The 11986-nt window shown below is 38.4% G+C and carries 11 protein-coding genes; 3 read left to right on the top strand and 8 right to left on the bottom strand.

Annotated elements, in window-relative coordinates:
• Window positions 1-3: 3 nt before the first annotated feature.
• The gene (locus IEW44_RS05570; RefSeq protein ID WP_188614051.1) at window positions 4-882 is read right to left on the bottom strand and encodes a YjjG family noncanonical pyrimidine nucleotidase; all 879 of its coding nucleotides are present in this window, start codon (window positions 880-882) and stop codon (window positions 4-6) included.
• A 158-nt stretch (window positions 883-1040) separates the two neighbouring features.
• Here IEW44_RS05570 and fumC point away from each other — a divergent pair, with 158 nt between their 5' ends.
• Window positions 1041-2429: a class II fumarate hydratase gene (gene fumC, locus IEW44_RS05565; RefSeq protein WP_188614050.1), complete on the top strand. Its 1389-nt coding sequence runs from the start codon at window positions 1041-1043 to the stop codon at window positions 2427-2429.
• 95 nt (window positions 2430-2524) lie between these two features.
• Here the strand turns inward: fumC and IEW44_RS05560 are convergent, their stop codons facing one another.
• The 7 genes from IEW44_RS05560 to IEW44_RS05530 all read right to left on the bottom strand — a co-directional run bounded on the left by IEW44_RS05560 (window position 2525) and on the right by IEW44_RS05530 (window position 9210).
• Window positions 2525-4099, bottom strand: coding sequence for an amidohydrolase (locus IEW44_RS05560; RefSeq protein WP_188614049.1), 1575 nt, complete (start codon window positions 4097-4099; stop codon window positions 2525-2527).
• A 1-nt stretch (window position 4100) separates the two neighbouring features.
• A complete protein-coding gene (locus IEW44_RS05555) occupies window positions 4101-4658 on the bottom strand; it encodes a biotin transporter BioY (protein WP_188614048.1) in 558 nt (185 codons plus the stop codon).
• A 132-nt stretch (window positions 4659-4790) separates the two neighbouring features.
• Window positions 4791-5417, bottom strand: coding sequence for a hypothetical protein (locus IEW44_RS05550; protein WP_188614047.1), 627 nt, complete (start codon window positions 5415-5417; stop codon window positions 4791-4793).
• Complete coding sequence (locus tag IEW44_RS05545) at window positions 5417-5914, bottom strand: RNA polymerase sigma factor (RefSeq protein WP_229704169.1); 498 nt, start codon at window positions 5912-5914, stop codon at window positions 5417-5419. The genes IEW44_RS05550 and IEW44_RS05545 overlap by 1 nt, the downstream gene beginning before the upstream one ends.
• 120 nt (window positions 5915-6034) lie before the next feature.
• A complete protein-coding gene (locus IEW44_RS05540; RefSeq protein ID WP_188614046.1) occupies window positions 6035-7075 on the bottom strand; it encodes a LolA family protein in 1041 nt (346 codons plus the stop codon).
• 3 nt (window positions 7076-7078) lie between these two features.
• Window positions 7079-8509: a sensor histidine kinase gene (locus tag IEW44_RS05535; RefSeq protein WP_188614045.1), complete on the bottom strand. Its 1431-nt coding sequence runs from the start codon at window positions 8507-8509 to the stop codon at window positions 7079-7081.
• A complete protein-coding gene (locus tag IEW44_RS05530) occupies window positions 8506-9210 on the bottom strand; it encodes a response regulator transcription factor (protein WP_188614044.1) in 705 nt (234 codons plus the stop codon). Before IEW44_RS05530 ends, IEW44_RS05535 begins: the two co-directional genes overlap by 4 nt.
• A 156-nt stretch (window positions 9211-9366) precedes the next feature.
• Here IEW44_RS05530 and nhaC point away from each other — a divergent pair, with 156 nt between their 5' ends.
• Complete coding sequence (gene nhaC, locus IEW44_RS05525; RefSeq protein WP_188614043.1) at window positions 9367-10746, top strand: Na+/H+ antiporter NhaC; 1380 nt, start codon at window positions 9367-9369, stop codon at window positions 10744-10746.
• An 85-nt stretch (window positions 10747-10831) separates the two neighbouring features.
• Window positions 10832-11968 carry an FAD-dependent monooxygenase gene (locus IEW44_RS05520; RefSeq protein WP_188614042.1) on the top strand — a complete coding sequence of 379 codons (1137 nt, stop codon included), beginning with the start codon at window positions 10832-10834 and terminating at the stop codon, window positions 11966-11968.
• The last annotated feature ends 18 nt before the right edge of the window (window positions 11969-11986 follow it).

The following is an 11986-nucleotide window of genomic DNA, read 5'->3' as shown; positions in this document are numbered from 1 at the left end:
ACTTTATATTCGTACTTGCTCTTGCAAAGTGATTGTGTAATCACAAATTTGTTTTGTTGTTGGTAAAAAGCCAAGCGCTTTTATTTCGGCTACTGCTTCATTAAAATCAACGGCTAGCTTTGGCAACTCTTGTAGTTCACCAACAAAGTAAAGACATTCAGTTGAATTGTCTTGTGCAATCGCTATACGCATTTCGTCTTGCCATAATAGTAACTGTTCTAACTCATCATAATTGGCAATAATATAGTCCACAGGTTCTTTCGGTAATGGTAAATGGTTAGGGTTGTACCAACATGTAGCAATACCAAAACGCCTCCCACCTTCCATATCACTCGTTAAGGAGTCACCAATAATTAATGTTGTCTCGTGCTGTAAGTTTGGCATACCTTGTTCTACAGCTTCAAAGAAGCGAATATCAGGTTTTTGAACACCAATATCAGCAGAGATGAAAATGTGAGAGAAGAAGTCATAGAGATGCGCTTTTTTTAAACGTGGCTCTTGCATAGTTTTATGACCATTTGTCACAATAGCGAGTTCATAGTGTGGGGCTAAACGCGCCAACAGATCATAACAACCATCAAAACTAAAATCTTTTTCAGCTACATAGTTACGAAAACGCTCGTCTAGTTTTACACCATCGTCTTGAATATGTAAATCTTCTAAAAAACGGACAAAGCGCACAAGAAAAATTTCATCTACTGTAATTTCACCTTCTTCAGCTGCACGCCATAAACTACTATTAATGGCTTGGTATGTTGCATATCCCCGCTCATATGGGGTTATACCATATGTTGAAAAGATTTCAGAGAGCGCATAACATTCACCCTTTTTAAAATCTAATAATGTGTCATCTACGTCAAATAATAATGTTTTATACTGCACTATTTTCACCATCCTCAGCCGTCTATTATACTATAAGATTTATAAGAATACTGCTCCTATCTGTTAATAGTACAAGTAGTACAGCATATTCCTTGACGCCAATCATTGAGAATTGTTATCATTAATGTTAAGCATATAGTTTAAGGAGAGATGTTGTTATGGATTATCGCATTGAAAAAGATACAATGGGTGAAATGAAAGTCCCTGCTGATAAATTATGGGGTGCTCAAACAGCACGTAGTAAAATGAACTTCCAGATTGGTGAAGAGATTATGCCGATTGAAATCATTCATGCTATGGCAATTTTAAAGAAAAGTGCTGCACAAGCAAACATTTCATTAAAAAGAATCAGCGAAGTTAAAGCGAATGCTATTATTAAAGCCGCTGACGAAGTCATTAATGGGCAATGGGATGACCACTTCCCACTTGTTGTATGGCAAACAGGTAGTGGTACTCAAACAAATATGAATGTAAACGAAGTCATTGCCAATCGTGCTAACCAGATTTTACAAAACGCTGATGAAGCAGATCGTGTTCATCCAAATGATGACGTTAATAAGTCCCAAAGTTCAAACGACACATTCCCTACAGCATTACACGTAGCTGGTGTATTAAAAGTGGAAAACTATCTACTACCTCGCTTACGTGGCCTTAAACAAACATTACAAGCAAAAGAACAAGCATTTAAAGATATTATTAAAATTGGACGTACTCATCTACAAGACGCTACACCACTCACACTAGGACAAGAAATTAGTGGTTGGGTGCATATGCTAACGAAATCAGAAGCGATGATTAAAGCAAATATTACTTATATGAAAGAGCTTGCAATTGGTGGCACAGCTGTTGGTACAGGCATTAACGCTCACCCTGATTTTGGTGACCGTGTGGCAGCCTTTATTAGTGAAGAAACAGGCATTACTTTTACTTCCGCTGAGAATAAATTCCATGCCTTAACAAGCCATGATGAAGTGGTCACAGCGCACGGGGCGTTAAAAGCATTAGCCGCCGACCTTATGAAAATTGCTAATGATGTGCGCTTTTTAGCAAGTGGCCCTCGAAGTGGGATTGGTGAACTTATCATACCAGCTAATGAACCTGGTTCATCCATTATGCCTGGTAAAGTAAATCCTACACAAAGTGAAGCGATGACGATGGTTGTTACGCAAGTAATCGGTAACGACGCTACCATTGGTTTTGCTGCAAGCCAAGGTAACTTTGAATTAAACGTGTTTAAACCTGTTATTATTTATAACTTCCTACAATCTGCACGCTTATTAGCTGATACGATGAAATCATTTGATGCGCATTGTGCAGTTGGTATTGAACCTAATTATGAAGTTTTAACACGCAACCTAGAAAATTCTCTCATGTTAGTAACAGCTTTAAACCCACATATCGGCTATGAAAATGCAGCTAAAATCGCTAAACAAGCGCATGAACAAGGCTCTTCATTAAAAGAAGCGGCGCTTGCTAGTGGACTTTTAACAGAAGAACAGTTTGACAAATGGGTGGATCCTAAAACGATGATTTATCCTAATGCTTAATTAACATGGGACAATGCCAATATAAAAAGGTGAAGCGTTTTTTTACAAATCGCTTCACCTTTATTATTCTCTATGCGCCTCAAAAATAGATGAGATTAGCGTGACATCTTCTCAGGCTCTGACATGCGATAATCATAAACAATTTGCCCATTTACAACAGTCATTTGCACAGCAATGTGTGGGATTTCTCGTAATGGAACAGTGAAAATATCTTTCTTTAAAATGGTAAAATCAGCTTCATACCCTATTGCAATACGCCCTCTACTTTGCTCCTTATGAATTGCCTTCGCTGCATTTTTAGTAAATAAAGTAACCGCTTCATATCGCGTTAAACACTCCTCTAGTTGCTGTGCGTCTTCATCTTGATAGCGCCTTGTCATAGCTGCATACATCGCATGGAGCGGATTAGGATGCTCAATCGGGGCATCGCTACCACCCGCTACGGTAATCCCTTCTTTGATAAAGGTTTTACATAAGTTCAAATAACGACAGCGGTTATCACCTAACTTATGAAGCATGACAGCCTGAGGTTCCTCCACAAATTGTGGTTGGAAATCAATGATAACGGGCATGTTTGCTAAACGTTTTATAATGGTATCATTCACTAATGAACTATGAATAATGCGATCATGTTGCCAATGATACACAGGTGGAAAAATAGCAAATACATCTAAAATGGTGTCGATAGCACGGTCTCCAATCACATGTACGGCCACTTCTCTTTTAGCTAACCGTGCTTGTTTAACAAGATGATATAATTGCTTAGTCGTATGAACAAGCATACCTGTTGTATCTTTGTCATCGTATGGTTTATGCAGTGCAGCAGTATGACCACCAAATGCCCCATCCACGAAAATTTTCATAGCGCCCATCTCAATAAATGGTGTCGATGGCCACTCTTTTGTCTCTTCAAAAACTGTATGATGTTGTAATAAATGGGCTTTAAAACGTTTAGGGACAATTGCCTGAAATGCTTGTAAAGGTTGTGTTGGTGGCCCAAAATAACTTAAATCTTCAGAATGAGCACCTGTCACCCCCATCGTTAATAAGTCGTCTATGGCGAGTTGCAACGCTTTTTGGACATATGCTAGCGTCAAGTGTGGCATATGATTTACAATCATGTACAATGCTGCATCTTTTAGTACGCCAGTTAGTTTGCCGTCACACGTGTCAATAATTCCACCAGCAGGAGCAGGTGTATGGACTGTGATCCCTGCAAAATCTAACGCCTTTTGATTCGCGATAATAAGGTGATGACAGCGCCTTTTAATCACAAGATGCGCATCTCCTAAAGCATGTAATTCCTGCAATGTAGGAAATGTATCATCATCAAATTGCGCTTCATAATAGCCAATAACAATGACCCAATCATCAGGTGCCACTTGTTGCATACGCTCACGTATAGCATGCATCATTTGCTGTTTGCTTGTCATATGAGAGACGTCAAGATGCATTAATTTCTCACCATACCCAATCAAATGAATATGACTATCAACAAAGCCGGGGTATAATACGCCCCCGGCTAAATCGACCTCTTGTTGTGCATGTGGTTGTAATAATAGCTTTTCACCTATGGCTATAATTTTGCCATCTTCCACCAGGAGCGCTTCAACTTTATCATCTTCAGCATTCATCGTATAAATTGTACCCCCGTGCCAAAGCGTTGCCATATTAAGCTACCTCCGATAATAGACGAGCACTTTTTAAACGATTACGCACAACAATCCCGAGCCATGCTGCTAATGCCGCCTTTACAATACCTAGTGGGATAAATGGATAAACGCCACCCATAAAAGCTTTATACCATGTTAAATCTGCCGCAATCTTTAGCCACACTGTACCAAAGGCTAATGTAACGACCATACCGATTAAGTTGGCAATTAAAGAATGCCAATATGTGTAACCTAGTTTATTCATATAATAGCCCATAATGATCGCTGTTGGTAAAAACCCTACAATATAACCACCCGTAGGCCCTACAACAATTCCTAAACCACCTGTCATTTGTGAAAAAACAGGTGCGCCAGCTGCACCAATTAAAATATATAATAAGACAGATAATGAACCTGTTCGCAAACCTAAAATCGTAACGACTAAACCAATAGCAAATGTTTGCCCTGTAATAGGTACTGGTGAAAATGGCAGTGGAATGGATAATTGAGCTAACACAGCAATAATTGCTGCTCCTAATGCCGCCAGCACATAGTGTAATGTCTTTGTTTGTTGCATAGCGTTTCTCCCCTTTGTAAACAATAATCGTAATGTAGTTTACTTAAAGTTACGCTAAGAGATAATGTTTGTCAATTAGTTTTTTCATTAGGTTAACGCTTTAAAGGGATAATAACTGTATCCATCAGCACGTTACCATAATGGCTTCACTGGTTCTGTTAGCGGGTCTGTCTTTTGTAAACTAATTTGTACATGACTTAACATTGTAAGATAAATCACCAAACTAGTGAGTATAGTGACTAACATCAACCAGATATCGTCGAAAAAGCGACTCGGTAAAAAAATAATAAGATAAATACCTGGGAATATGGACCAAAATGAGTTTTGTTTATAGTTTTTATAGTAACGTTGGTGACAGTGTGGGCATATGAGTGCTTTATTCATACCTGACCATACAAGTTTACGTCGCTCTTTTTTAGTATGAATGTGACCACAATGGGGGCATACGGTTGGTTTATGATGCCTACGAATAAAGTAAGCCCAAAGAGCAACAAGTCCAGTAATGAGTATCATCAAAGTCCAGTCATTAAATACCATGCGCCAAATCGTATGCTCAGACTGCTTCACTTGTGTGGTAGCTTGTTTCAGTGGTTCGTTAAAAAGAATAGTACCCATAAATAAAAGTAACAATGGTACAAATGCAACTGCTACCCACTGTTTAGTATGTGGTTGGCGCTTTTTTATACTTTGTTGTACAGCTTGTTGTCTGTCTTTACTAAATGTTACATGTTTTAATTCTTCATTTAATTGCTCTTTCATCATTCATCCCCCCATTCAAAATCTTCTAGTTGCTGCCGTAATTGTTCACGTGCTCTTTTTAAACGCATGCGCACTGCTGACTCTGTCACACCTAAAAGCTCTGCTATTTCAACGCTCGTCATCTCTTCATAATAAAATAATATAATTGCCTCACGATACGGTAATGATAGTTGAAAGAGCGCATCTGTAATCTCTCCTTTTGTTTGTTTATGCATTGTAATGTGTTCAGGGCTCTTTTTAGTTGTCTTAAAAATTTTAGCAAATAAGCTTTCTTGCCTTCTTTCCTGTTTACGTAATACGTCGTGGCACCGATTGACGGTCATTTTGACTAAATAGGTTTTTACGGATGCCCTTTCTTCAAATTGATGCGACTTGCGATGAAATTGGATGAAAACATCTTGTACAATATCCTCGGCTAACATCTCGTCCTTCATATATAAATACGCAACTCTCACTAAATAATGCCCATGTTGCGCCATAATTTCTCCTAAATCCACCGACTTCGCCTCCTTGTCACCTTATAGACGTTAATTATAGTTAAAGCGTCACATCTTTTTAATAAAAAAGTAAACACTACGAAAAAATCTTCGTAGTGTTCCATAAATGACTGTATAGTATTATTGCAGCTCATTACTAAACTGTAGGATGTCTTCTTTGGTAGCATCACTCGTTAAAGGCATAACGCTATAATGTAAAGCATCTTTGGCAAAGGTAAGCACTTTAAATTCTTTTAACGCAACATATGTGCCTGCTACGCCTTGCACTGTCACTTCTTCTTCGCCTTCCATTAGGGGTTCGTCATTAATTACCTCATCTTTAAATGTAGTAATCGACATATATGGCGCACCATCCTTACTATAGTCGATGGTTACTTCTTGACGGTCATTCACTGATGGTAAAACCGTAATACGTTCAATCGTAACGTTCTCTTGTTGAGAAAGTAACATCGTAGGATAAATTTCTTGCGCTTGTTCTAATGTTAATTCCTCTTCTGCCATCTCAGTTGGGATTTCTTTAACTGTCACATCTTTAGGGACATCTAATGTAAAAATATCGCTTGGCATTTTTGCATTCGGTTCAAAAGTTGTATAGTTAATCGTAATGGTCTCACCCGCAGCCTCACTCAATGACTTTAATGGTACCCATGTTTTTTTATCAATCCATAATTCACTATCGCCGATTAAACCTTCTTTTTTAGCGATTGCTTTAATATGATAGGTATCGCGTTTTAAATACTTCTCCTCGCCAACTAACGTAATATCATGGGTATCTTTAATCATGTTTAATGTTGTTTCAATCGTTTTTTGAGCAGAAAAGGGCAACTCGTCATTAGCAGCACTAATATCCATGGTGATTAACTCATTTTTAGTCTTATCGTACAACCGCATTTCATTATCCTTCATAACACTAACGGCTTCATCTTTACCCATAGCCGTTTCTATACGCACATCTTTGCCGTCTCGCCACTCTTTAATTTTGACTGTCTCATCCTCCATCTTCATATCGTATTCGCCGTAATATGTGGTGATTTCCTCTTTATGCTGTAATGCATTCTCAATCACTTGTTCAGGCGAGTACTGGCTAACCTCTGTGTTACTACATGCACCTAATGCTACACTTGCTGCTAATAATAAACTTGCTGTTTTTAACCATTTCATCTGTCATTCTCCTTTAGGTAAGGCACAAATCAGTACAGTTCCTACAACATCATTTGACACGATTTGTACTGTGCCACCATGTTTTTCAATAATTTGTTTTGTAATACTTAATCCTAGGCCATTGCCTCGATTGCCCGCTTTAGTGCGCGCCAAATCCGCTTGATAGAGCGGATTAAAAATTTGGGTAATGACTTCTTCTTGAATCGGCGTCCCATCATTTTGAACCACAACATATAATAGCTCCTCCTCAAAATAAGGATGTAGCGATAACGGCATTTCTTGTATGGCTTGTGCCTGTTCTGCAACGAGCGCCATGATGTGAAGCTCCGCATGTTGAATGGCATTCATCATCATATTATCCATAACTCGCATCATTTGTTTAGGATTCACTTCATAAATGCTACGTGCATAATTACGTGTGCGTAATTGCAATTGTCTTTCCTGACACAATGTCTCATAATCCGATAACAGCATATCAAAAAACTCTTCACCATCCACACTTACTTTATCCATCATAAATTGCGGGGACTGTAATGTCGCATATGTCGTTAAGTCATCTAACATTTGTTTCATGTATTGTGATTTTTCAATAATAATCGTTGTGTATTCTGCCTGTTCTTGTTTGGACAATTCATTATGTTGAATTGCCTCTGTATAGGCTCGAATGGAGGTTAATGGTGTCTTTAAATCATGCGATAGACTTGCCATCATCATTTGCTTTTGCTGTTGCTCCTCACGTAGGCTTTGTTGTGTATCTCTAATTTTATTTTGCATTTGATAAAAGCTCCGTGCTAACTGCCCTATTTCATCTGGTTTAGTTTTAGGTTTATCTATTACTTTGCCTTGACCAAAAGCTAACATTTGTTGTTGTAAGTTTTGTAAACGATAGGTGAATTTACGATTGGACAGCCAGAAAATAGCACTAAAAACACTAAGTATGATTACACTAAAAATGCCAACAACTAACCAGGTACGATTGGCCACGCCTTCTTGCCAATCACTGCGATAAAAGATAACTTCGTAAAAGCCAACGACTTGCCTATTAACTAATACGGGTGCACGATAGTGATATGTTTTATAATTGCGCTTTAATTGATATAAATTTTCATAAATTTTTTGTTGAGCGCCTTCACTTTCAAACAGCTTAAGTGGGCTTGGATTAAATAATACGCGCCCCTCTGCATCGTAGAGCACAATCATCCTTTGATCATTCACGAGTGCCTCCACCTTCGCTCGATCAGCCTGTCTTTGATATAATGCAGGATCATTTACAACACGTTCTACTGTCGTAAGTTCTAGTTTAGATAGCAATACTTCATCTACGGTTTGTTGCTGATTATAGTGACTTATCCATGCAAATAAAATATAACCTGCAATTAAAGGGAGGATCATGGCGAGGGCATATGTAATTAATAACCAGGTGCGTAACTTCATATGCGCTCACCAATAAATCGATAACCTTTTCCCCAAACCGTTTGAATATAATGGGGTGTTTTGACAGGATCATGCAATTTTTCACGCAAACTCTTAATATGCACAGTTACTGTATGCAAATCACTTTTCGTTGCTGCTAATTGCCAAACATGTTCGTATAGCTCTTCTTTAGTAAATGTACGTGTTGGATGTTGCGCTAGGAGTGTAAATAAATCAAATTCAATCGTTGTGAGTGACAATCGCTCACCATGTAAAGTCACAATTTCATTTTGCCAATCTACTGTGAGTTGATGCTCGTATTGTATGATGGTAGTAGGTTCTTTCACACCTTGATAACGCTGCCAACGCCTTATCTGAGAAGCCACTCTCGCTTTCAGCTCTACTAAGCTAAAAGGTTTTGCCATATAATCATCTGCACCTTGTGTAAAACCTTCTACCTTATCCATATCTTCTTTCTTTGCTGACAAGATAATGATAGGTACTTCACTTTTTAGTCGAATATTTTTAATAACCGTAAAACCATCCATTTCTGGCAACATTAAATCAACTAATACTAGGTCATAAGTAGTGTTTTGAAAATCCTCCCACCCCTCTAAACCTGTCGTTGCCCACGTTACCTCATAGTGTTCCTTAGTCAATGTATCGCGAATAATGCGGGCAATTTCTCTATCATCTTCAATCAACAACAATTTTTCATTCATTTGATTGCCTCCTGTCTTTACCTTAACAAAGGTGACGTGTTGTCTTTGATTTTTTATTATTTCTTTACAATTTGGATTGTGCTATACTTACTCTGTTACTTCACCGCGTTGCAGTAACAAAATATTATCATCATAGAGTGACTCGAGGAGGATTTTATGTTTCGCATTGAAGCAAAAACGATGCCTGCTTTTTGGGAAGCTTTGGTTATCGTTACGTTTATGATTGTTATTATGAGTGTTTCTATTATCATGTTTGAAACACCACCACATATGCCAATTTTATGTAACATCATGTTATTAATCCTCTACGGCCTATGCAAAAAATTGCGCTTTGATACTTTACAACAAGGCATGGTTCAAGGCGCTTATGCAGGGTTAGGTGCCATTTTTATTTTCTTTTTTATTGGCTTACTCATTAGCAGTTGGATTATTGGCGGTACAATCCCTACCATGATGTATATTGGCTTCTCTACTATTACAGAGAGCTTCTTTTTTGCTATTGTATTTGTCATCACATGCATTATTGGGATTACTATTGGTAGTTCATTAACAACGGTAGCTACAGTTGGTGTTGCCTTTATCGGCATGGCTAATGCTATGGACGTGTCCTTAGCTATTACAGCAGGTGCCATTGTGTCAGGCGCATTCTTTGGCGATAAAATGTCACCACTATCTGATACAACAAATTTATCCTCAAGCATTGTTGGCATTGATTTATTTACACACATTAAAAATATGGCATTAACAACTATTCCTGCATTCATTATCTCATTAGTGGCTTATGCTATACTCTCACCAAAGGATGCAAATGTTTCGACAGCAAGTATTGATACATTTAAAGAAACGTTGCTCGCTACAAATTTAGTACATTGGTACACGCTTTTGCCCCTTGTGGTGTTAATTATTTTATCCATTAAAAAAGTACCTGCACTACTGACTTTAGCGATTGGCTCAATGCTTGGCATTTTGCTGTCCTATATCGTAGAGCCACTCGTTATGAAAGACATTTTAGCGATTTTATTTGACGGTTATCAACCTAACACGCCTAATGAAGAAGTTAATGCTTTGTTAAAGCGTGGAGGGATTACAAGTATGTTCTTTACTATTACCCTCATTTTATTAGCACTTAGCATGGGTGGACTATTGTTTACACTCGGTATTGTGCAAAGTATTTTCAACAAAATGGCAGCTAGTTTAAATTCCGTACGTAGCGTCATTACAGGGACGGCAATTACAGGGATTGGGATTAATACCTTAATTGGCGAGCAATACTTAGCCATATTACTAACAGGTGAAGCATTCCGTGCGCAATACGAAAAAGTAGGCTTAGATAAGAAAAATTTAGCACGTGCGATGGAAGATGCAGGTACAGTAGTTAATCCGCTTGTACCTTGGAGTGTATGTGGTATTTTTATCACAACTGTTTTAGGCGTCTCGACTTACGAATACTTCCCATTCGCCTTCTTTTGTTTGCTAGGGCCTATTCTTACGTTATTCTTTGGGTGGACTGGCAAAACGTTAACCAAAACCTCGTAATATTACGAGGTTTTTTTCTTATGTTGTATACTATTGCCATATTTTTAACGAACTTTGCTATACTTATAGTAAGAGGTGAATTACCATGCGAATTATAATTATTGGTGGCGGAATCGGAGGATTAGCTACTGCTGTGATGTTACATAAAAATGGCTTTGATGTAAAAGTATATGAGCAAAGTGCTACATTCTCGCCACTCGGTGCTGGTATTGGCATTGGTTCAAACGCTATGCAAGCTTTGCAAGAGATGGGGATTGAAGAAGAAGTTATGGCTAATGCTACCCCACTCACAACTCAAATTTTTCAAGATGCTAAGGGGCATATTTTAAATACAATTGATTTCTCTTTGTTCAAACGCAAATACGGATTTGAAAACGTTACCATTCATCGTGCTGATTTACATAAAGCTTTAGTCAATGCCTTACCACCAAAAACAATTGCTTACAATCGTCGATGCGAACATGTTTCGACGCATCATAATGGCGTAATTGCTGTATTTTCAGATGGGATCTCTGTAAAAGCCGATGTCATTATTGCGGCAGACGGCATCCACTCCCCTATCCGCCAACAATTACAAGACAATAGTAAACCTCGTTATGCAGGTTACACATGTTGGCGTGGTCTAGCACATAATGACGGCTTAATCGCGACAAACACATCTACAGAGGTTTGGGATGCTAGCGGACGCTTTGGCTACGCTCCATTACAAGATAATACGGTATACTGGTTTGCTTGTGTGAATAGCAAAGCGAACAACACTTTTTATCAACAACTCACAACAGAGGAACTTGCTTTTCACTTTAAAAAATTCCCTCAAGCAGTGACACAGCTCATAAAAAAAACCGCACCACAGCACGTACTACATCATGATATTTATGATATTAAACCATTGCGTCATTTTGTGTATGGGCGCGTTGTATTAATAGGCGATGCCGCTCATGCTACAACGCCAAATATGGGACAGGGAGCTGGGCAAGCGATTGAGGATGCAGTGACATTAGTCAATGCCATTAAACGTTACCCATTAAGACGCGCCTTACAAAAATACGAACAAGCACGTATTAAACATACACATAAAGTTACTACCTTATCTCGCCAAATTGGCTGGGCTGCACAATGGGACTCTAAATCTGCTGTTCACTTTCGCAATCAAGTCTTTCCACTCATTCCAAGTCAGCTCTTGTTTAAACGTTTACAATTTTTATTTGAACGTAAGTGGTAAAGGGAAGAGAGATTTCCT

Source organism: Lysinibacillus alkalisoli (assembly GCF_014643595.1).
GTDB lineage: Bacteria > Bacillota > Bacilli > Bacillales_A > Planococcaceae > Metalysinibacillus > Metalysinibacillus alkalisoli.
This window is presented reverse-complemented; position numbering and strand designations above follow the sequence as displayed.